This is a genomic window from Lysobacter tyrosinilyticus, from assembly GCF_054779815.1.
The window spans coordinates 37,135-57,872 of sequence record NZ_BAAGXN010000001.1 but is presented as its reverse complement, the minus strand read 5'-3'; the positions used below and the strand labels follow the sequence as shown (position 1 = coordinate 57,872).

Genomic DNA, 20,738 nt, shown 5'->3' with positions numbered 1-20,738 from the left:
TGAAAAAACGGGGCGCTTCGAGCGCCCCGTTTTATTTTCCCCTGTGCGTTCGGTCAGGCGGCCTGCGGCTGCTCCTGCAGCGTCACCAGCACGCCGTCCCACAGGGCGATGCGGGCCCGCACGGCCTCCACCGCCGCTTCCATCACCTGTTGCTTGCGACCGGCGTCGTTGCCGACCGCGCGATCGATGATCTGCTGCGCCATCGGACCGTGCGATTCGCCGTCCACCTCGATGTGACGCTTGAGATAGAACACGAACATCGGCGCGGCGTCCTCGTCGATGTGCCAGCGCGTCAGCAGCGCGTTGAACATCTGCGGGATCACGTTCTCGCGGCCATGGAAGAAGTTGGTCATCACCGCCAGCGTGGTGTCCTCGCGCGCCACATGCAGGGTATGCGCGACGAAGCGACGCACGTGCTCGGGCGCGCCCACGGTGTGCATGGCATCCAGCGGTTCCATGCCTTTTTCGACCAGGGTCAGGAAGCGATCGAACTGGCTCGTGTCGGCGCCGACTTCGCGCATCGCGTCGATGTAGATGTCGAGGTGGCTGGCCGGCTCGCCGTCGGGGCGGATGTCGCTCTCCTCGCCGAGCACGATCTCGTTGATCAGGTGCGAGGCGACGCGGTCGCGCGGCGGCGTCCACGGCACCTCGGTGCAGGTCAGGTCGCGCTGCAGGCGCTTGAGCAGGCTCATGAAGTCCCACACCGCGAACACATGTGCGCGCATGAACTGGCGCAGGTGGTTGATGTCGGTGAGGGCCTCGAACACCGGGTGCAGTTCGAGTTGGGTTCGCAGATCGCTGAGCGTGGCCGCATCGGCGGCGGTGCGATCGGTCTGATGCAGATCCATTACTGCTGCCATAACCATTCTCCTTGGAAGGCGTTTAAAGCGTCCCGGCCCGTGAGGGTGGGACGTGTCCAGGACGCATCCGCGTCCGCAGTCAGATTGGAGGTTCCGCCCAGGCCGGTTCGATACCGCCGTCACGCTTGCGGGAAAAGGCGACGAGCGGGGCCGGAAGGCCCACGCACGGGCGCAACTGGGGTTCGGGTCGCGCGGCCCGCATAATGTCGGGCTTCGTCCGACCGGCCATCCGGCCGCAGCCAAGATCCGCATGTCCCTGTCTTCGTCCGTGCTCCCCGACTATCCCTTCCAGCCGCAACGGATCGAGATCCGTCCCGGCATCGCGATGTCCTATCTCGACGAAGGCCCGCGCGACGGCGAAGTCGTGGTCATGCTGCACGGCAATCCGTCGTGGAGTTACTACTGGCGCAAGCTGGTGCTGGGCTTGCGCGACGCCGCATCAGGCAAGGCGTATCGCTGCATCGTTCCCGATCACGTCGGCATGGGGCTTTCGGACAAGCCCGACGAATCCCATTACCGCTACACCCTGCAGTCGCGCGTCGACGACGTCGAAACCCTGTTGTCGCGCCTGGGCATCTCCGGTCCGGTGACATTGGCCGTGCACGACTGGGGCGGCGGCATCGGTTTCGGCTGGGGCGTGAAGCATTCCGAGCAGATCAAGCGGCTGGTAATCCTCAACACAGGCGCGTTTCCGTTGCCGGCGGCCAAGCCGCTGCCGAAGGCGCTCAAGCTCGGCCGCGATCTCGCGCTGGGCACGCTGCTGATCCGCGGCTTCAATGCGTTCTCGTCGGTGGCCTCGTTCGTCGGCGTGGAGAACAAGATGCCGCCGGCCGTGCGCCGAGCCTATGTCGCGCCGTACGACTCGTGGGCCAACCGCATCGCCACCTCGCGCTTCGTGCAGGACATTCCGCTTGGCCCCGGCGACGCCGCGTGGCCGCTGGTCGAAGCGATGGGTCGCAAGCTGCCCGAATATGCGGACCGTCCGGTGTTCATCGGCTGGGGCCTGCGCGATTTCGTCTTCGACCGGCACTTCCTCGAGGGTTTCCGTGCCGCGTTGCCGAATGCGGAGGTGCATGCGTTCGAGGACGCCAACCACTACGTGCTGGAAGACAAGGCGGACGTGTTGGTGCCGGCGATCCGGCGGTTCCTGGATACGCACCCGCTGAGTTGATCATCGCTTGTCCTTCTCCCCGCCTGCGGGGAGAAGGTGGCCGAAGGCCGGACGCCCGAAGGAAGCACCCTTGGGGTGTGAGGGGGAGCGAGCGCAGCGAGCTTGCTGTAGCCCTTGCTACAAGCAACCGCAAAGGTCAAAAGCGCCCCTCACCCGCCTTCGGCACCCTCTCCCCGCCTGCGGCAGGGAGAGGGACGTCAACGGCAGGGAGCTCGAGGTCGCTAAAGTTCCGGCAGCGGATTGCGCTCGGCGTCGCTCACACCGCTCCAATCCGCCGGCGTCAGCACCGGCAACCCATGCGCCACCCGCGCTTTGTCGCACTGCGCGCTGGCCTCGCCGAACTCGTACGACGCCGGCACCAGAGCACACACCGACGGCCGCCGATCATGGATCGTGCAACGGCTGTAGCGACCGATATCCGCATCCAGCGCGATACAGCGCGGATGCGCCTGCGAGGTCCCGCGCATGACGCGTTCGTGCGCGCGCAGCGGTTCGGTCAGCTCGAACGGCACCTGTCCGCCCAGCGCCGGATCGGCTTCGGACCAGTGGAAGCTGACGCGGAAAAAGGCGCAGCAGGCGCCGCAAGTAAGGCAGGGGTGGGACACGGGAACCGCGTAAATCTAGGCTGGGTGCCTATTTTATCCGCTGCGGTGCGGTCGCTCTGTCGCTTCGGGCGAGAATAGACACCTATCCGCTCAGCCTCTCAGCCCTCCATGGCGTCAAATTTCAGTTCCGACGGATCGTTTCGTCCGTCCGGTACCGCCGCCGATGCCGATCGGGCAGCGGCCCGGCGCAGTCCCGCGCCGTGCAATATCGCCGCTTCGCTGCCACGCCTGGCCCGGGAGTTTCCCGATCGCGTCGCGATGCGCTGCCCCGGCAGCCGCGGTGCGGACGGCCTGGCGCGTTATGACACCACCCTGACCTACCGCGAGCTCGATAGCCGTAGCGACGCCGTCGCCGCTGGTCTGGCCGCGCGCGGCATCGTCCGCGGCACCCGCTGCGTGGTGATGGTGCGGCCGACGCCGGAGTTCTTCCTGCTGATGTTCGCGCTGTTCAAGGCCGGCGCGGTGCCGGTGCTGGTCGACCCGGGCATCGACAAGCGCGCGCTGAAGCAATGCCTGGACGAAGCCCAGCCGGAGGCCTTCATCGGCATTCCGCTGGCGCAGTTCGCCCGGGTGTTGCTGGGCTGGGCGAAGTCGGCGCGCGTCCGGATCACCACCGGCCAGCGCGCCTGGTTCGCCGATGCGACGCTGGCGCAGGTCGAGCGCGACGGCGCCCAGGCCGGTTCGCAGCTCGCCGAAACGGAGCCGGACGAAGTCGCGGCGATTTTGTTCACCAGCGGCTCCACCGGCGTGCCCAAGGGCGTGGTGTACCGGCATCGCCATTTCGTCGCGCAGATCGCGATGATGCGCGAGGCCTTCGGCATCGAAGCCGGTGGTGTCGATCTGCCGACCTTCCCGCCGTTTGCCTTGTTCGATCCGGCGCTGGGACTTACCTCGGTGATCCCCGACATGGATCCGACCAAGCCTGCGCTCGCCGATCCCCACAAACTGCACGACGCGATCGCGCGTTTCGGCGTCGATCAGCTGTTCGGCTCACCGGCCTTGATGGCTGTGCTCGCGAAGCACGGCGCGCCGTTGTCGACCCTGCGCCGGGTGACCTCCGCTGGCGCGCCGGTGCCGGCCGACATCGTCGCGCGCATGCGCGAACTGCTGCCCGACGACGCGAAGTTCTGGACGCCGTACGGCGCCACCGAATGTCTGCCCGTGGCTGTGATCGAAGCGCGTGAACTGCAGTCCACGCGACGCGCCAACGAAACCGGCGCCGGCACCTGCGTCGGTCAGCCGGTGCCGCCCAACGAGGTGCGGATCATCCGCATCGGCGACGAGGCGATCGATACCTGGTCGAACGATCTGCTGGTGCGCAATGGCGCGGTCGGCGAAATTACGGTCGCCGGCCCCACCGCGACCGACACGTATTTCAACCGCGACGCGCAGACCCGGTTGGCGAAGATCCGCGAACGCCTGCCCGATGGCCGCGAGCGCGTGGTCCACCGCATGGGCGACGTCGGCTACTTCGATGCCGAAGGCCGGTTGTGGTTCTGCGGGCGCAAGTCGCATCGCGTCGAAACCGCGGACGGTCCGCTGTACACCGAGCAGGTCGAGCCCGTGTTCAACACCCATGCGGACGTGCGCCGCACGGCTTTGGTCGGCGTGAGGGCGCTGGGTTCGCAACTGCCGGTGCTGTGCGTCGAGCTCAACCCCGGCGTATCGGCGAGCGAGTGGCCGCGCATCGAACGTGAACTGCGCGCGCTCGGGCAGAGCCAGCGTCATACCGCGCGTATCGATCGGTTCCTGCGGCACCCCAAATTCCCGGTCGATATCCGTCACAACGCCAAGATCGGGCGCGAGAAGTTGGCGGTGTGGGTGGCGAAGGCCGCGAAGTAGCCGTGTGGCGCAGTGACCGCTTTGCTCCCTCCCTTTCGCGCAGCGAAGGGGAGGGCCGGGGAGGGGTAAGACGGAGCCGATAACACATGGATGTGTTGAGAACGCGAGCACGGGAACTGCGCAGCAACGCAACGGATGCCGAGAAGGTCTTATGGCGTGCGCTCCGTGGAAAACAGCTGGAAGGCTTTCGCTTTCGCCGCCAGGTGCCGATCGCCGGGTTCATTGCGGACTTCCTGTGTCCGCAAGCAAGGTTGATCATCGAGCTGGACGGTGGCCAGCACGCTGAGCAAGGCGGCTACGATGCGGCGCGGACCACCAAGCTTGCAGGCTTCGGCTACCGCGTCCTGCGCTACTGGAACAATGATGTGCTCGCGCGAACTGAAGCAGTTCTGGAAGACATTCACTCGCACTTGTTGAAAAGCAACAACAAAAGCAACAGCACCCCTCCCCAACCCTCCCCTTCGCTGCGCGAAAGGGAGGGGGCCAAAGGCAACGGCGAAGACGAAGGCAACAAAGACCCATGAAGATCCTGGTTACTGGCGGCGGTGGCTTTCTCGGTCAGGCGCTGTGTCGCGGTCTGCGTGCGCGTGGCTTCGAGGTGGTCAGCTTCAATCGCGGCCGCTACGCCGCGCTCGATGCGATCGGCGTGCAGCAGGTGCAGGGCGATCTTGCCCTGCGCGATGCCGTGATCGGCGCGGCGCAGGGTTGCGACGCGGTCTTTCACAACGCCGCCAAGGCCGGCGCCTGGGGCAGCTACCGCAGTTACTTCGACGCCAATGTCGTAGGCACGCGCAATGTGATCGAAGCCTGCCGCGTGCATGGCATCGACAAGCTGGTCTACACCTCCACGCCCAGCGTCACCCATCGCGCCACGCAACCGGTCGAAGGCGGCACCGCCGACAGCGTGCCCTACGGCGAGCACCTCAAGGCGCCGTACGCGGCGACCAAGCTGCTCGCCGAGCAGCTGGTGCTGGCGGAGAACGACGCGCAGCTCGCAACCGTCGCGTTGCGTCCACGCCTGATCTGGGGCGTCGGCGACAATCAGTTGCTGCCGCGCCTGGTCGAACGCGCGAAGGCGGGCCGTCTGCGTTTCGTCGGCGACGGCAACAATCGCATCGATACCACCTATGTCGACAACGCGGCGCAGGCGCATCTAGATTCCTTCGCGCATCTCGCCCCGGGTGCCGCGTGCGCGGGCCGCGCCTACTTCATCAGTAATGGCGAGCCGAAGACGGTGCGCGAGATCGTGAACGGCCTGCTGCAAGCGGCCGGAGCACCGATGGTGGAGAAGACGATTCCGTTTGGCGTCGCCTATGCCGCCGGCGTGGTCTGCGAAGGCTTGTGGCATGCGTTGCCGTTGAAGGGCGAGCCGCCGATGACGCGCTTTTTGGCGGAACAGCTCAGTACTACGCATTGGTACGACATGGGCCCGGCGCGACGCGACTTCGGCTATGTGCCGACGGTGTCGATCGCGGAAGGGCTGGCGCGGTTGGCGGCGTCCTATCGGAGCTGATCAAAAGCCCTCGTCTGAAGGCTCCTGACGCGCGGCGGCGCGTTTTGGCCAATCGGCGCTCGAACGCTGCGGCGGCGCGGCGCGGCCCGGCGCGACGCGACTTCGGCTATGTGCCGACGGTGTCGATCGCGGAAGGGCTGGCGCGGTTGCGGGCGGCGTACCAGGGCTGAGGCAACAAACCTTGTAGCCGCATTTCCCTACGCGCGCGGCGCGTCATCACCGGGTGATTACCTGGGTTCGGCCAGCATGAGCCCGCACCCTGGGTGCTGCAGGGGAGGACACGATGCAGTACTTCGCCGCCATCTTCTTTGTTCTCGCGCTCATTGCAGGCGCGTTCGGCCTGAGCAATACCCCGGATGTCGCCGACGCCCTCGCCTGGTTCTGGTTCTCTGCGTTCATGGGCATGGCCGTCTCTTCGCTGTGGCGCTGGCACAGCGATCGCCACGGTCATTGAGGACAGCGATTAACGAAGGGCTCACGGGGCTGAAGCCCAGCCGCACGAACCCGGCTGCCGTCACCGGCTGACCACTGCGACTGCGCAACAGTGCATCCGCGCGCAAACCGCGCGCTTGCATTGGGAGGTTCCAATGCTGCATTACGCCGTTGTCTTCTTCGTCATTGCGATCATCGCAGCGATCCTCGGCTTCACCGGTATCGCCGGCGCCGCCGGCAATATCGCCTGGCTGCTGTTTGTCGTCTTCCTGGTCCTGGCGATCGTTTCGCTACTGCGTGGCCGGCGCGTCTGACGTGATGCTGTGACGCGTGTGTGCCGACAAGTCCACCGCCGCGGAGAGGGGCCGCGGCTGGTGTGATTCCCGCCGGGATGATTGGCGCGATGAGGCAAGGGGTCCGAACGTTACAATGCGGACATGACCGCACGCGCCACGCCCCTGGATCCGCTCAAGCCGCTGGCCGGCCGAACGCTCGAAGCCGCGCTCAACCGCGCCCTGGCTTTGGACCCCGATACCCGTGATGGCCTGCGCGCCCTCGATGGCCGCAGCGTCGCCCTGTACGTGGCCGCGCCGCCGCTGGCCCTCCAGGTCACGGTCGCCGGCGACCGCCTGCAGGTTGGACCCGTGCACGAAGGCCACGAAGCGGACCTTTCGGTGCGCAGCACCTTCGGCGGCCTGATCGCGCAGCTGCCGTTCTTTCGCAATGACAACGCTCCGCCGGTGGGCAAGCTGCGCATCGAAGGCGATGCCGATCTTGCCCGCCGTCTGCAACGCCTCGCCGAACGCTTCGATCCGGACTGGCAGCAGCCCTTCGCCTCGGTGTTCGGCGATGTGCTCGGCGTGCAGATCGCCAACGCGCTGCGTGCCGGCCTGCGTCATGCACGCGAGGCCGGTGGCGCGTTCGCGGTGAACGCCGCCGAGTACGTCACCGAGGAATCGCGCGACGTGGTCGGTCGCGACGAACTCAATGCCTTTTACGACGATGTCGACACCCTGCGCGACGATGTCGAGCGGGCCTCTGCGCGCGTGCAGCGCCTGCGCGGGGCCATCCCGTCCCGGAGCACGCGCGCATGACGCCGGTGTTCCGCGCCTGGCGCATCGGCCGCGTGCTGTTGCGCTATCGGCTCGATGATTTACTCGACGACACACCGGCCGAACGCTGGCTCAAGCTCGCGCGTCCCTTCGTGCCGCGTGCATCGGCCGAAGTCGCGGCGCAGTCGCGCGGCGCGCGCCTGCGCATGGCGCTGCAGGAGCTGGGCCCGATCTTCGTCAAGTTCGGCCAGATCCTGTCGACGCGCCGCGACCTGGTGCCGTCCGACATCGCCGAGGAACTGTCGCTGTTGCAGGACCGCGTCGCACCGTTCGACGGCGAGGCCGCACGTGCGATCGTCGAAGCGGCGTTGAATCGCCGCATCGATGTGGCCTTCGCCAGCTTCGACACCACGCCGCTGGCCTCGGCGTCGATCGCGCAGGTGCACGCGGCGACGCTGCATGCAGAAGGCGCTACCGCGTCGCGCGAAGTCGTGGTCAAGGTGCTGCGTCCGGACATCGAGAAGCAGATCGCCGCCGACATCGCCCTGCTCAATGCGGTGGCGGGCGTGGTCGAACGCACGCATCCGTCCGCCGACAAGATCCGTCCGCGCGAAATCGTCACCGAGATCGAGAACACTCTGTCGGCCGAGCTCGACCTGCAGCGCGAAGGCGGCAATGCCAGCGTGCTGCGTCGCTTCTGGCAGAACAGCGACGACCTGTACGTGCCAGAAGTGATCTGGTCGCACAGCGCCGGGCGCGTGCTGACCCTCGAGCGCGTGCGCGGCATTCCGTCCGACGATGTCGCCGCACTCGATGCCGCGGGCATCGATCGCCATGCGCTCGCTGCGAAAGGCGTGCGGGTGTTCTACACCCAGGTGTTCCGCGACAACTTCTTCCACGCCGATGCACACGCGGGCAACATCTGGGTCGACATCGATCCTGCGCGCAAGGCGAACCCACGCTTCATCGCGCTGGACTTCGGCATCATGGGCCAGCTCTCCGACGAGGATCAGTACTACCTCGCCGAGAACTTCATGGCGATCTTCAATCGCGACTACCGCCGCATCGCCGAACTGCATGTGCAGGCCGGCTGGATGCCGTCGCACATCCGCATCGACGAACTCGAGGCCGCGGCGCGCGCGGTGTGCGAGCCGTACTTCACCCGGCCGCTGAGCGAGATCTCGCTGGCCGAAGTGCTGGTCAAGCTGTTCCGCACCGCGCAGCGTTACGAACTCACCCTGCAGCCGCAGCTGATCCTGCTGCAGAAGACCCTGCTCAACATCGAAGGCGTGGGCCGCCAGCTCGATCCGAAGATCGACATCTGGGCGGTCGCCGAACCGGTGCTGTCGAAGATCCTGGTCGAGCGCTACAGCCCACAGCGCCTGGCCAGCGAGTTCCGCAAGCGCCTGCCCGAGTTCGTCACCCATGCGCCGGAAATGCCGCGCCTGTTGCATCTGTGGTTGCAGCAGCAGGTCGAGGGCAAGCACGCGCTGAACATGCAGTCCCAGGACCTGCGCGCGCTCACCCGCGCGCTGCAGAGCGCGCAGCGGCGCACGATCGCGGCGATCTTCGGCACCGGCCTGCTGGTCGTGGCGGCGTTGCTGTATGCGCTGGAAGCCGGCGGGCCGCGCGTGTTCGGCGTGCCCGCCTCGGCCTGGATCGCGGTGTTGGGCGCCGCCTGGGCCTTGCGCGCGGCCTGGCCGCGGCGGTCGTAGCGGCCAGAGCGGGACTTGCGCCGGCCGGCCCGGGCCGTGCGAATATCGGGCACCACCCGGATCGAGCGAGCTACCGCTTGGGGAAGGTCCGTCCGCCACTGCTAGGCGACCGCAAGTACCTGCCGGTGCTGGCCGGTGTGCTGGCCTGGCTCGCGTTGGTGGGGCTGATCCAGGTGCTGGCGTATTACGTGGATGCCAAGGCGCGGCTGGAAACCACCGGCGTGATCCGCGGCGCGCTCGGCGAAGCCCGCGACGAGATCGACCGGCGGCTGGAGACCGCACTGGCCGTGCCGGAGACCCTCTCCGCGGTCATCGCCTCGGGTACGCCGATCGACCAGGTCACCTTCGACGCGATCGCCTCGCGCCTAGTCCGCGCCAATCCTTCGATTCGCGGGATCGCGGTCGCTCCCGGCGGCGTGATCACCCTGATCCATCCACTAAAGGGCAACGAGGCCGCCCTCGGGCTGCGCTATGCCGATGTGCCGGAGCAGTATCAGGCGGTCCTGCAGGCCATCGGTACCAAGCGCACGGTCGTCGCCGGACCCATGCCGCTGGTGCAGGGCGGGACCGGCCTGGTCAGCCGCACGCCGGTATTCCTGCGGGGCGACGGCGGCACCGACACCCGCTACTGGGGCATCGTGTCGCTGGTGGTCGACGTCGAACCGCTGTTCGCTGATATCGCCGGGATCGCCACGCGCAATGACCTGAGTCTGGCGGTGCGGTCCGTCTCGAATGAAGACGCGCACTCGATGGTCAGCGGAGATCCGGCAGTATTCACCGCTGCGCCGGTGACCGTGTATTACCCGCTGCCAGGCGGCGGCCGCTGGGAGTTGGCGGCCGTGCCGCGTGCCGGATGGGATGCGGTGCGCGGCTTGCCGATCATCGCGCGGGTGCTGCTGCATGTTCTTGCGCTCATGCTCGGCTGGGGCACGTGGCGCCTGTTCGCACGCCACGATCAGGACCTGATGCAGGCCGGCCACGATGCGCTGACCGGACTGTTCAATCGCAAGTCCTTCGACCAGGAGCTGGCTGCCGCACTCCTGCAGGCCAAGCCGCGCAGCAGTGCGCTGGTGCTGATCGACCTCGACCAGTTCAAACCGGTCAACGACCACTACGGTCACAGTGCCGGCGATGTGGTGCTGCGCCGCATTGGCGAACGTCTGGCCCAGTGCATGCTCGCGCCGGATGCCGCCTACCGCCTGGGCGGCGACGAGTTCGCCCTGCTGCTGCGCGGCGAACGCACGACGCGCATGCTGTTCCATCAGGTCGACCATGTCCTGCATCGGATCGGCGAACCGGTGATGCTTCCCGACGGACGCCGGGTGAGTGTGGGGGCGTCGGCCGGGATCGCGGTGTTCCCGATGGGCGGGCTGTCCGAACGTGCCACGGAAGTCTTCGATCGGGCCGATCGCGCCCTGTATCGCAGCAAGGCGGAAGGCAACCGTGGCGCGGTGGCGGAGCCGCATGCGCGGGAGACGCGCGAGTTGCATTGAGCGGGACGGCAGCTCAGCGGTGATGGTTGCGGCATAGCTGGGTTCGCTGCCCGTGTTCCATGCGCATTCGAGGTTGCGTTCCGACGGCGAAGCGTGGGGTCTGGTTCGCGTCGAAAGGCCCGTAGTTCGCCACTGCTAGCCGCGGGCGCGGTATCAGCGGTGCCGCAGCCGGGATTTACCGCGGGCCGGCGGGCGACAATGCGCGATCACCATCGTCCTGTCGCTACATGACCGAACTCTCATCCCCATCCGAGGCCATGCCCCCGCTCGAGTTGCTGCATCTCGACGACATGCTCGCGGTGGTCAACAAACCTGCGCGGCTGATGGTCCACGACAGCAAGCTCGCCGGTGGCGAATCCGACTTCCTGGCCGACCGCCTGCGCGAGCAGCTGGGCCGGCCGGTCTTCCTCGTGCATCGACTCGACCGTGCGACCAGCGGCTGCCTGCTGCTCGCATTCGATCGCGCCACTGCCGCGCAGCTTGGGCAGGTGATGATGTCGCGCGAAGTGGAAAAGCATTACTGGGCGGTGTGTCGCGGCTGGCCCGAAGAACGCTTCGTCATCGATCATCCGCTCGACGGCGGTCCGGGCAAGCCGCAGAAGCGGCCGGCGATTACCCGCTTCACCCGTCTGGCAACGTGCGAACTGGCCGTGCCGTCGCAGGGCTTCGAAACCTCGCGCTACGCGCTGCTCGATGCACAACCGGAAACCGGACGCTTCCGCCAGATCCGCCGGCATCTCAAGCACGCCTTCCACCACCTGATCGGCGACACCAGTCACGGGGACGGCCGCCACAACCGCAACTTCCGCATGCTCGGCGTGCATCGCATGCTGCTGCATGCGCGCATGTTGGGCTTCATGCATCCGCATACCGGCGCACGCGTCGTGGTCACGGCGCCGGTGGATACGGAGTTTGCGAAGGCGCTGGCGTTGTTTGATTACGCCGGATAGCGTGCCGGCAATTCGATCCTCCCTCGCCCCGCTTGCGGGGAGAAGTCGTGCCGCTTACGCGCCACTGGCGCGTGCACGACTGAGCGCTCTCGCGCTATGCGCGAGAGCTGGGGGTGGAGCGAGGGACAGAGTTGCGTAGCAACGCAGGGTGAGGGGACGTGTCGGCGGTTGTGCAAGCCCCGCCCCTCATCCGCCCTTCGGGCACCTTCTCCCCGCTCGCGGGGAGAAGGACAGGCGTGTTGCATTGCCTGTCCCTGGCGAGAAGAACCGGCCCGGCGCCCTACAATCCCCAGATGCTGCAGATCTCCGACACCATCGCGATCCCCGACGAGGAACTGGTCGAACGCTTCGTGCGCTCCTCCGGTCCCGGCGGGCAGAACGTCAACAAGGTGGCGACCGCGGTGGAATTGCGCTTCGACATCGCCAGCTCGCCCTCGCTGCCCGAACCCGTGCGTCTGCGTCTGCTGGCCAAGCGCGACCGGCGGGTCACGGATGCCGGCGTACTGGTGCTCAGTGCGCAGCGCTTTCGCACCCAGGACCGCAACCGCGAGGACGCGCGCGAGCGACTGGCGGCGTACATCGCTTCCGGACTGCACGCACCCGTGCCTAGAATCGCCACCCGCCCGAGTCGCGCGGCCAAGCAGCGGCGGCTCGACGCGAAACGGGAACGCAGTACGATCAAACGCGACCGCACGCGCCGGACCTGGGACTGACCCAGCCCGGTCCAGCCCACCAGAGAACTCCGGCAGCCCATGAGTGATCACAACCCGACGGTGCTGCCGCTGCCGCCGAACGCCCCGCGAGTGAAGTCCAGCGCCCTCGCTCGATGGATCGGCCGCACGATGTTGCGCCTGGGCGGCTGGCGCATGACTGGCGAGTTTCCCGACATCCCCAAGCTGGTGCTGATCGGCGCACCGCACTCCTCCAACTGGGACGGCATCTGGGGCATGGCGGCGAAGATGGCCCTCGGCTTGGACATCCGCATCCTGGGCAAGGACTCGCTGTTCAAGGTGCCGGTGATGGGCTTCTTCCTGCGCCGGCTGGGCGTTATGCCGGTCGACCGCAGCGCCGCGCATGGCGTGGTCGAACAGTCCGCGGCGATGATCCGGCGCGCGGACCAGTTCTGGTACGGCCTGGCGCCCGAAGGCACGCGCAAACCGGTGGAGCGGTGGAAGACCGGTTTCTGGAAGATCGCCAAGGCCGCGCAGGTGCCGGTGTTGCCTGCCTATTTCCACTACGGCCACAAGATCATCGGCATCGGTCCGACGTTCGACCTGGGCGACGACATGGCCGCCGACATGACGCGCATCCGCGAGTGGTACCGCGGTGTTTCCAAGGGCAAGTTGCACGACGTCTGAGTCGCGGCGCCATCGCCGCGCATCGTTTCCGCCCATGCGCCCGCTCTGGTGTTTCCGGTGCGCGGCCCGTCGCAATGTGACGCAAATTGCACCTGCCGGTCGTGCCCCGGCAGCCGTTGCGCGTGCGACGCACAGCGCGCCCATGGCCGGTTTGGCACGAGATATGCGTCACATATCACAACGCCGCTGCGGGGAATTCGCAGGGGCAGCGGAACAGGGGCCAGGGGGACGGTAGTCGGCTGGGCGGGCGCAATGCCCGCCGCCGACCACCGTGAGGATCACTGCGCGACCCGCAATCGGAATGCGGCGGCGCGCCTTAGGGGAGCCAAATGTTCAGACCCAGCCGACGAGTCCTCGTCATCGGATTCGTGCTCTGCGCGCTATTGGGCGTGCTGGGAATCTGGGTGCTGCTGCATCCGGCCAGCATCTTCGTACAGCCGTGGCGCGCGCAGCGCACCACGACCGCAGCCGAAGACGTTCTGCTCGGACCGTATCCGGTGGAAGCCGACTTCATTGCGCTCAAGCAGCGCGGCGTGACTACCATCATCAGCCTGCTCGAGCCCAACGTGCCATACGAGAAGGTGTTGCTCGAGCAGGAGCGCGAACGCGCCGCGCGCTACGGCATGACGGTGAGGAGCTTCCCGATGGGCAGCATCCTCGGCCAGAAGTTCGGCGACGACTATGCGAAGAACTCCAGGGCCGCCGCCGAAGCGGCGATCGCTGCCGACGGCATCGCTTATATCCACTGCTACCTGGGCCTGCATCGCGCGCGCAATGTGCAGACGTACCTGGCCCAGCAGGCGCGAAATTACGCCGGCAGCACGGCGAGCGCGAGTGCCGCCGATCTCGACTACGAACACATCGCCCAGACGGCCTTTGACGCGCTCGATTACCAGCGCAGTCTCGATGCGCTGGCAAAGATTCCCAACAAGGGCCTGCGCGCCGCGCGCCTGGAAGCCTGGAATTACTACCGCTTGCGCCGCCTGCCCGAAGCGCGCGCGACCTTCGAGAAGGTGCTGCGTGAATATCCCGGCGACCTGGATGCATTGAACGGCTTGGCTTACAGCAGCCTTGCCGACAACCAGCTCGATGCCGCGGAGCTGGCCTTCGTCCAGATCCTGAGCGCCGATACCAGCGACGTGTCCGCGATCCAAGGCATGGCCCATGTGCGTTACCGGCAGGGCCGACGGGTGGAAGCGAAGACGCTGTTCGCGCGTGCGGCCGGCCTTGATCCGAACAACCCCGAAACCCAGCAGATGCTCGAACGGCTGAGCGACGTTTCCACCGAAGGTGCATCGGTGGTGTCCTCCGCGCCCTGAAAACTCCGTTTCTCCCGCAATCGTTTTTTGCAAAAGGAAAAGGTGCTGCCGTGGACTTCCTGACTTCCGCCTCTCCGCGCGTCGTCTTCGCCTTCTGGCTGGGGGTGGTGGTGATCGCGATGGCGCTGGTGATGCTGGCCGTGATCGTGATCATGCGCCAGGTAGTGATGCGCCGCGAACGCAACCGCATCCGCGCCGCAACGCGCTGGCATCAGGTCCTGCTGGATTCCGTGCAGGGCGCGGCCACCTCGCCGCTGGCGTTGCCGCATGCCGATCTGCCCGGGTTCGTCGACGCGTGGAACCATGTGCATCAGTCGTTGGGCGAGCACGACAACACCGGCCTGCAGCGCGTCGCGCGCGAGATCGACCTGGAGCGACAGCTGTATGTGGCGATCGATCACGGCAACTTCCACAACCGGGTGATGGCGATCATCGCTCTGGGCTACCTGCGCAGCCGCACCCATTTCGACAAACTGGCCCGCTACCTCGACGACCGCAGCACGATCATCTCGCTCAGCGCCGCACGCGCGCTGATGCACATCGACCCGGCGCGCGCGGTGACGATGCTGGTTCCGCACATCGTGCAGCGCAACGATTGGCCGCAGGGGGGTGTCGCGCAGATCCTGCACGACGCCAGCCCGGCGCTGGTGTCCAAGGAGCTGAGTGAAGTCGCGCTGCAGGCGAACGCGGACGTCGCGCCGCGCCTGGTGCGATTCCTGGCCGACGTCAGCCCCGCCGCTGCGGCACCGGTGATCCGCCACATCCTGCAGTCACGTCCGGACGACCACTTGGTCTCGACCTGCCTGCAGGTGATGACCGAACGGAACGACCTCGATATGGTTCGCGGCTTGCTCGCGCACACGCGTTGGCATGTACGCATGCACGCCGCGGCTGCACTCGGCCGCTTGGGCGAGATCGTCGACGCGCAGCACCTGCTGCCGCTGCTCGCCGACTCGCAGTGGTGGGTGCGCTATCGCGCCGCCCAGGCACTTAGCCGTTTGCCGGGCGTCGAATTCGAAGACATCCAGAACATCCGTGCCGCCCAGACCGACCGCTTCGCCTGCGACGTCCTGGATCAAGTGATGGCCGAGCGCAACATGGGAGTGGACCAATGAGCACCGCGATGCTGACCCTGCCGCCGGGCGCGGTTGCGACGCTGGAGTGGTTGCAGTGGGTGTTCTTCGCCTACTTCATCGTCATCAACCTGACCTACCTCGCGCTCAACTACATCTCGATGTTCGGCATCGTGCGGCACATGCACGAGCACGGCACGAAGTTCATGTGGAACAACTTCCGCGCGTACCAGCCGCCGGTGAGCATTGTGGTACCGGCGTACAACGAGCAGCGCACGATCGTCTCCTCGGTCCGCTCGCTGCTGCGCCTGGGCTATCCGAATTTCGAGATCGTCGTCGTCAACGACGGTTCCACTGATGGCACCCTCGACGAAGTGATCAAGGCATTCTCGCTGGTCGAATTCCCCGAGGCCTACCGCAAGCGCATCAAGACCAAGGACGTGCACCGGGTCTATGCCTCGCCGGCGTATCCGAACGTGCGCCTGGTCGACAAGGTCAATGGCGGCAAGGCCGACGCGCTCAATGCCGGCATCAACTGCGCGCGCTATCCGTTGTTCTGCGTGGTCGATGCGGACTGCATCCTGCAGCAGGACAGCCTGGCGCGCGTGGTCCAGCCGTTCCTCGAGGATTCGACCACGGTCGCCGCCGGTGGCGTGATCCGCGTGGTCAACGGTTGCCAGGTCAAGGACGGCTTCCTGACCAAGGTCGAACTGCCGCAGAAGATCCTGCCGCTGGTGCAGACCGTGGAGTACCTGCGTGCGTTCTTGTTCGGGCGCCTGGGCTGGTCGCCGATGAACGCGCTGCTGATCATCTCCGGTGCGTTCGGCGTGTTCTACAAGGAGCGCGTCATCGCGGCGGGTGGCTATCACGGCGATACGGTTGGCGAGGACATGGAACTGGTGGTGCGCCTGCATCGCCAGCTGCGCGAGGAGAAGCGCGACTACCGCATCACCTTCGTGCCCGATCCGATCTGCTGGACCGAGGCGCCGGAAGACTTCGGTTCGCTGCGCCGCCAGCGCATGCGCTGGCAACAGGGGCTGGCCGAAAGCCTGTTGCCGAACTGGCGTCTGATGTTCCAGCGCAACGGCGGCGCGGTCGGTTGGCTCGCGTACCCGTTCATGCTGCTGTTCGAATGCATCGGGCCGGTGATCGAAGTGGTCGGTTACGTGTCGATGATCGTGCTCGGTCTGGCCGGCGTGCTCTCGCCGGAGGCGTTCTTCGTGTTCCTGTTCGCCTCGGTAGGTTTGGGCGTGCTGCTTTCCACCAACGCGCTGGTACTCGAAGAGCTGTCGTTCCACCTGTATCCGCGTCCGGGCCAGCAGCTCAAGCTGTTCCTGATCGCGATCTTCGAGAACTTCGGCTATCGCCAGCTGACTTCGGTATGGCGCTTCATGGGCCTGCTGCGTTGGTTGACCAAGCTGCGCGGTCGTTCGCGCTGGGGCCGCGTGCATCGCAACGCGACCTGGCAGCACGAGGGCATGCCGGACGAATCCGCGCCGCCACCGCACCTGGCCGGGGTCGGCCGCACCTGGCAGCCGACGACGTCGCAGCGGCCCGCCGAGCAATCGGTGGACTGAGCGATGCGATCGCCGAGGACGAAAAGGTTTTCTTTCATGCCGACAATGGAGTGCCCCATGCGCCATCGCCCCCACCGCCTGACCGCCAAGGCCCTGATGCTTGCCTGCGCGGTGGCGATGGCACCTGCCGCGTTCGCTCAGGACGCCGCAGGCAGCGAGAGCTACGAACAGCAGTTCGCCCGCGCGCGCGAACTCGCGACCAACGGCCGGCGCGAGGAAGCGGTCGCGCTGTACACCATGATGCTGGCGCAATCGCCGACCAACACCGACGTGCAGCTCGCCCGCGGCCGCACCTTCGCCTGGATGAAGCGCTGGCCGGAAGCCGAAGCGGATCTGGTCGCGGTCACGACCGCGAAGCCCGACTACGCCGATGCGTGGTCGGGATTGGGCGACATGTACCTGTGGAGCGATCGACCGCAGCAGGCGGCGACCGCGTACACGCGCTGGTCCGAACTGCGCAGCGATGATCCGGCCGCGTCGATCGCGCTGGGTCGCGCGCATCGTGCCGCCGGTGATTTCGCCGCCGCGCGCGCGGACTTTGAAGCCGCGCGCACGCGCGGTGCCGATCCCGCGCAGGTCGACGACTATCTCGCATCGTTGCAGCCGCGCATCGCCGACCAGGAGACCGCGGTGCCGGCCGGCTATCGCTGGCTGCTGCGCGTGGGCGGGACACACACCAGCTTCGATCCTTCCTCGCGCGCGAACTGGAACGAATACGAAGCCTCGCTGCGGCGCAAGTTCGAACGCGGCTCGCTGGCATTGGAGATGTTGCGTGCGCACCGCTTCGGCGAGCACGACACCGCGTGGGCGCTGGACGGGTACGCGTCGTTGTGGGAACGCGCCTACGCCAATGTGCGTTACCAGCGCGGACCGGACGATGGCCTGTTCCCGAACAATGCGTGGCGAGTGGAATTGTTTCAGGGCGTGGGCCAGGGCTGGGAACTGTCGGGCAGTTACGACCATCTCGAATTCGACGGCTCCGACACCGACATGTACGGCGTTGGCGTCGGCCGCTACTGGGGCGACTTCTATGCACGCTATCGCGCACTGCACGTGCCGGGCGTCGGTTCGGGCAGCCTGAACCACCGGGGGCAGCTACGCTGGTACTACGCCGGCAATGCCGACGACTATTTCGAAGCGAGCATCAGTCACGGCCGCAGCCACGAGCTAGACACCACTGGCTTCGATCGGGTGGTCGACAGCAGCCACTCCTCCTACAGCGTGTCGTACGTGAAGTTCTTTGCGCCGCAGTGGGGCGTCAAGCTGGGCGCGGGCTTCGCCAACGACGTGGATGGCTTCGACGAGCGCAGCGTCTCGGCCATGCTCTATTCACGCTGGTGAGATCGCGATGGACGCGAACGACACGCGGCCTGCGCCGATCACCCGCTTCCTGATCTGCGCGCCCGCGTTGTTGGCGGGCCTGCTGGCGCTGCGCGCATGGGCGTTGTGGCTGGAATGGCCGGCGGCGCCGATCCTGGTGAATCCAGCGGAGCTGCTTGGGTCGGCGCTGTGGGTCGATGCTGTGGTGTTTGCTCGCAGCCTGCCGCTGTTGTGCTTGTTGTCGTGGCCGCTGCTGCGCCTGCGCAGTGGGCGCGGCCGCTATGTCGCGGTCGCGTTGCTGTGGTCGGCGTGGCTGCTGGTGGCGGTTGCGCTGGAGCAGTACTTCATTTCGGCGCGGGTGCCGCTGGGCGCGGATCTGTTCGGCTATTCCTGGCAGGAGATCACGACCACTGCGGACGGCGGCCTGCGCGGTGACGTCGCGGCGTTGACCGGATGGTGGTTGCCGCTACTGGTGTTGTGGCTGGCGTTGGCGGGGCTGATGCGATTCAGGCCAAGCTTCATGCCGCGTCTCAGCGTGGCCGTGCTGGTCGCGTGCATCGCGCTGTGGTTGCTGCCGCTGCCGTCACCGCTGCGCGCGAGCGAGGATGTGCAGAACGTCATGCGCAACAAGACTGCATATTTCATCGGCGACTCGCTGCGTTACTTCAGCGGCGCGCCAGTAGGTACGGGCACCGCGCCGATCGCCACCGTTGCGGCGAGCACGGCGCCGGCCGATCCGGACTACCCGTTCCTGCATCCCGACCAGACTCCCGACGCGCTCGGTCCCTATTTCAACCGGGCTTCGGCACAACCGCCGCACCTGGTGTTCATCGTCGTCGAAGGCCTCGGCCGTACCTTCTCCGGGCCGGACGCCGCGCGCGGCAGCTTCACGCCCTTCCTGGACGAACTCGCCGGCCAAAGCCTGTACTGGGACAACTTCCTCGCCACTCAGGGCCGCACCTTCGGCGTGCTGCCGTCGGTGTTCGGCTCGCTGCCGTTCGGCGAGAAGGGCTTTGCGGCACTGGGCGCGCGCATGCCGCCGCACGCCGGATTGCTCAATGTGCTCAAGCGCCAGGGCTATGCACTGCGCTTCTACGCCGGCAGCGATGTCACCTTCGACAACGAACGCGTCTACCTGCAGCAGCAGGGCATGGAGCGCATCGTCGACATCCACAATTTCGAGTCAAGCTATCGGCGCAATCCCTACAGCAGTTGGGGTTACGACGACGGCGAGCTGGTGGCGCGCGTGCTCGCGGACGGTCCGGTGGCGGCTGCAACCCGCCAGCCGACGATTACCGTGATCCAGACGATGTCGATGCATACCTCGTACCGGTTCGCCGGACAGGACGCGTACCGTCGGCGCGTCGAACAACGACTGGAGGCGCTGGGTATCGCCGAGGCCGACAGGGCTGGGTATCGCGCGTTCTCCGACATCTATTCGACGGTGTTGTTTACCGATGACGCCCTGCGCCGCTATTTCGAAGCCGCGCGCAAGGCGCCGGGCTACGAGAACACGGTGTTCGTGATTACCGGCGATCATCGCCTGCCGGAAATTCCGATGGACACGAAGATCGAGCGCTATCACGTGCCGCTGATCGTGTTCTCGCCGTTGTTGCGGCAACCGGAACGCTTCCGCGCCGTGTCCTCACACCTGGACATCACGCCGTCGCTGCTCGCCTTCCTCGCCCACGGCTACGGGTTGCAGCGTCCCGCGCAGGCCACCTGGACCGGCATCGGACTCGACACGGGCCAGGAGTTCCGCAGCACGCATGACATTCCGCTCAAGCACGCCAAGACCATCCTGGCCGATTTCGTGGCCGGGCCATGGTTCGTGAGTCATGAGCAGCTGTACCGCCTGGAAGACGGCATGCGCATTGCGCCGGTGGAAGACGCGGCGGTGAAACAGCAGGTGCTCGAGCGCTTTGCCCGATATCAACAGGCAAATCGCAACTTCGCGCAGCGCCTCAGGCTATCTCCCGAAGGAGCCACGCCGCAGTTGGTGGCGTATGTCGAGCCTGCGGCGGTCTCCAGGCCCGCGACCGAAGCGTCGGCTGCGCATCCAACGTCGACGCCGCACGCGCTGTACGCGCACGATATCGATGCTCCGGTCGGCGCCGATACGGATCTGATGGCGGTCGGGGCAAGCTTCACAAATGCAACCACGATCCGCAGTGCGCCGTTCGTGCCATTGCTGGTGCTCAGCGACGAGGGGGGGCGCGAACTTCGCGAGAGCTATGCGGCGCCGTTGCAATTGGCCGCGGGCGCAAGCGGTGTGGCCAGCTTCCAGGTGAAGCTGGACGGACTGCCGTCCGGACGCTATTTCATCGCGGTGCTGCCGTCGCATCCCGATACCGGACGGCGGATAGGCGAGGGCCTGTATCGCATCCCAGTGAAAGTGCGCTGTTGTGCACCCGGCGGCGGCGCGCTGGCGCGGCCCTGATCCCGACGGAGACGAACG

The 20,738-nt window shown here is 66.7% G+C and carries 19 protein-coding genes; 17 read left to right on the top strand and 2 right to left on the bottom strand.

The window, feature by feature from the left end; genetic code table 11:
• Nucleotides 1–53: 53 nt before the first annotated feature.
• Complete coding sequence (locus ACYVGK_RS00250; protein WP_460731213.1) at nucleotides 54–860, bottom strand: DUF3050 domain-containing protein; 807 nt, start codon at nucleotides 858–860, stop codon at nucleotides 54–56.
• A 250-nt stretch (nucleotides 861–1,110) separates the two neighbouring features.
• Between ACYVGK_RS00250 and ACYVGK_RS00245 the strand changes: the two genes are divergently transcribed.
• Nucleotides 1,111–2,031 carry an alpha/beta fold hydrolase gene (locus ACYVGK_RS00245; RefSeq protein WP_460731212.1) on the top strand — a complete coding sequence of 307 codons (921 nt, stop codon included), beginning with the start codon at nucleotides 1,111–1,113 and terminating at the stop codon, nucleotides 2,029–2,031.
• A gap of 221 nt (nucleotides 2,032–2,252) precedes the next feature.
• On the opposite strand, the gene ACYVGK_RS00240 is transcribed toward ACYVGK_RS00245, so the two are convergent.
• Nucleotides 2,253–2,636: a YkgJ family cysteine cluster protein gene (locus tag ACYVGK_RS00240; RefSeq protein WP_460731211.1), complete on the bottom strand. Its 384-nt coding sequence runs from the start codon at nucleotides 2,634–2,636 to the stop codon at nucleotides 2,253–2,255.
• A 108-nt stretch (nucleotides 2,637–2,744) separates the two neighbouring features.
• Between ACYVGK_RS00240 and oleC the strand changes: the two genes are divergently transcribed.
• From oleC to ACYVGK_RS00160, 16 genes are all read left to right on the top strand, one after another.
• Nucleotides 2,745–4,478, top strand: a complete 1,734-nt coding sequence (oleC, locus tag ACYVGK_RS00235) for an olefin beta-lactone synthetase (protein ID WP_460731210.1) — start codon at nucleotides 2,745–2,747, stop codon at nucleotides 4,476–4,478.
• Nucleotides 4,479–4,564: 86 nt separating this feature from the next.
• Nucleotides 4,565–5,002 carry an endonuclease domain-containing protein gene (locus tag ACYVGK_RS00230; RefSeq protein ID WP_460731209.1) on the top strand — a complete coding sequence of 146 codons (438 nt, stop codon included), beginning with the start codon at nucleotides 4,565–4,567 and terminating at the stop codon, nucleotides 5,000–5,002.
• Nucleotides 4,999–5,991 (top strand): 2-alkyl-3-oxoalkanoate reductase, encoded by a 993-nt coding sequence (gene oleD / locus ACYVGK_RS00225; RefSeq protein WP_460731208.1) that lies wholly within the window; start codon nucleotides 4,999–5,001, stop codon nucleotides 5,989–5,991. Before ACYVGK_RS00230 ends, oleD begins: the two co-directional genes overlap by 4 nt.
• 283 nt (nucleotides 5,992–6,274) lie before the next feature.
• A complete protein-coding gene (locus tag ACYVGK_RS00220; RefSeq protein WP_460731207.1) occupies nucleotides 6,275–6,445 on the top strand; it encodes a DUF1328 domain-containing protein in 171 nt (56 codons plus the stop codon).
• A 133-nt stretch (nucleotides 6,446–6,578) separates the two neighbouring features.
• Nucleotides 6,579–6,737: a DUF1328 domain-containing protein gene (locus ACYVGK_RS00215; protein ID WP_460731206.1), complete on the top strand. Its 159-nt coding sequence runs from the start codon at nucleotides 6,579–6,581 to the stop codon at nucleotides 6,735–6,737.
• 123 nt (nucleotides 6,738–6,860) lie between these two features.
• Nucleotides 6,861–7,517, top strand: coding sequence for a ubiquinone biosynthesis accessory factor UbiJ (locus ACYVGK_RS00210; protein WP_460731205.1), 657 nt, complete (start codon nucleotides 6,861–6,863; stop codon nucleotides 7,515–7,517).
• Nucleotides 7,514–9,190 carry a ubiquinone biosynthesis regulatory protein kinase UbiB gene (ubiB, locus tag ACYVGK_RS00205; RefSeq protein WP_460731204.1) on the top strand — a complete coding sequence of 559 codons (1,677 nt, stop codon included), beginning with the start codon at nucleotides 7,514–7,516 and terminating at the stop codon, nucleotides 9,188–9,190. Before ACYVGK_RS00210 ends, ubiB begins: the two co-directional genes overlap by 4 nt.
• A gap of 77 nt (nucleotides 9,191–9,267) precedes the next feature.
• Nucleotides 9,268–10,683, top strand: coding sequence for a diguanylate cyclase domain-containing protein (locus ACYVGK_RS00200; RefSeq protein ID WP_460731203.1), 1,416 nt, complete (start codon nucleotides 9,268–9,270; stop codon nucleotides 10,681–10,683).
• Between the two features lie 227 nt (nucleotides 10,684–10,910).
• Nucleotides 10,911–11,633 carry a pseudouridine synthase gene (locus ACYVGK_RS00195; protein ID WP_460731202.1) on the top strand — a complete coding sequence of 241 codons (723 nt, stop codon included), beginning with the start codon at nucleotides 10,911–10,913 and terminating at the stop codon, nucleotides 11,631–11,633.
• 293 nt (nucleotides 11,634–11,926) lie between these two features.
• On the top strand, nucleotides 11,927–12,346 hold the full coding sequence (gene arfB, locus ACYVGK_RS00190; RefSeq protein WP_460731201.1) for an alternative ribosome rescue aminoacyl-tRNA hydrolase ArfB: 420 nt from the start codon (nucleotides 11,927–11,929) through the stop codon (nucleotides 12,344–12,346).
• Nucleotides 12,347–12,385: 39 nt separating this feature from the next.
• On the top strand, nucleotides 12,386–12,991 hold the full coding sequence (locus ACYVGK_RS00185) for a lysophospholipid acyltransferase family protein (RefSeq protein ID WP_460731200.1): 606 nt from the start codon (nucleotides 12,386–12,388) through the stop codon (nucleotides 12,989–12,991).
• 329 nt (nucleotides 12,992–13,320) lie between these two features.
• Nucleotides 13,321–14,310 carry a tetratricopeptide repeat protein gene (locus ACYVGK_RS00180; RefSeq protein WP_460731199.1) on the top strand — a complete coding sequence of 330 codons (990 nt, stop codon included), beginning with the start codon at nucleotides 13,321–13,323 and terminating at the stop codon, nucleotides 14,308–14,310.
• Between the two features lie 50 nt (nucleotides 14,311–14,360).
• Entirely contained in the window at nucleotides 14,361–15,425 is a 1,065-nt protein-coding gene (locus ACYVGK_RS00175; RefSeq protein ID WP_460731198.1) for a HEAT repeat domain-containing protein, read from the top strand.
• The gene (locus ACYVGK_RS00170) at nucleotides 15,422–16,960 is read left to right on the top strand and encodes a glycosyltransferase family 2 protein (RefSeq protein ID WP_460731197.1); all 1,539 of its coding nucleotides are present in this window, start codon (nucleotides 15,422–15,424) and stop codon (nucleotides 16,958–16,960) included. The genes ACYVGK_RS00175 and ACYVGK_RS00170 overlap by 4 nt, the downstream gene beginning before the upstream one ends.
• Before the next feature lie 57 nt (nucleotides 16,961–17,017).
• On the top strand, nucleotides 17,018–18,301 hold the full coding sequence (locus ACYVGK_RS00165; protein WP_460731196.1) for a YaiO family outer membrane beta-barrel protein: 1,284 nt from the start codon (nucleotides 17,018–17,020) through the stop codon (nucleotides 18,299–18,301).
• A 7-nt stretch (nucleotides 18,302–18,308) separates the two neighbouring features.
• Nucleotides 18,309–20,720, top strand: coding sequence for an LTA synthase family protein (locus tag ACYVGK_RS00160; RefSeq protein WP_460731195.1), 2,412 nt, complete (start codon nucleotides 18,309–18,311; stop codon nucleotides 20,718–20,720).
• Nucleotides 20,721–20,738: the final 18 nt, after the last annotated feature.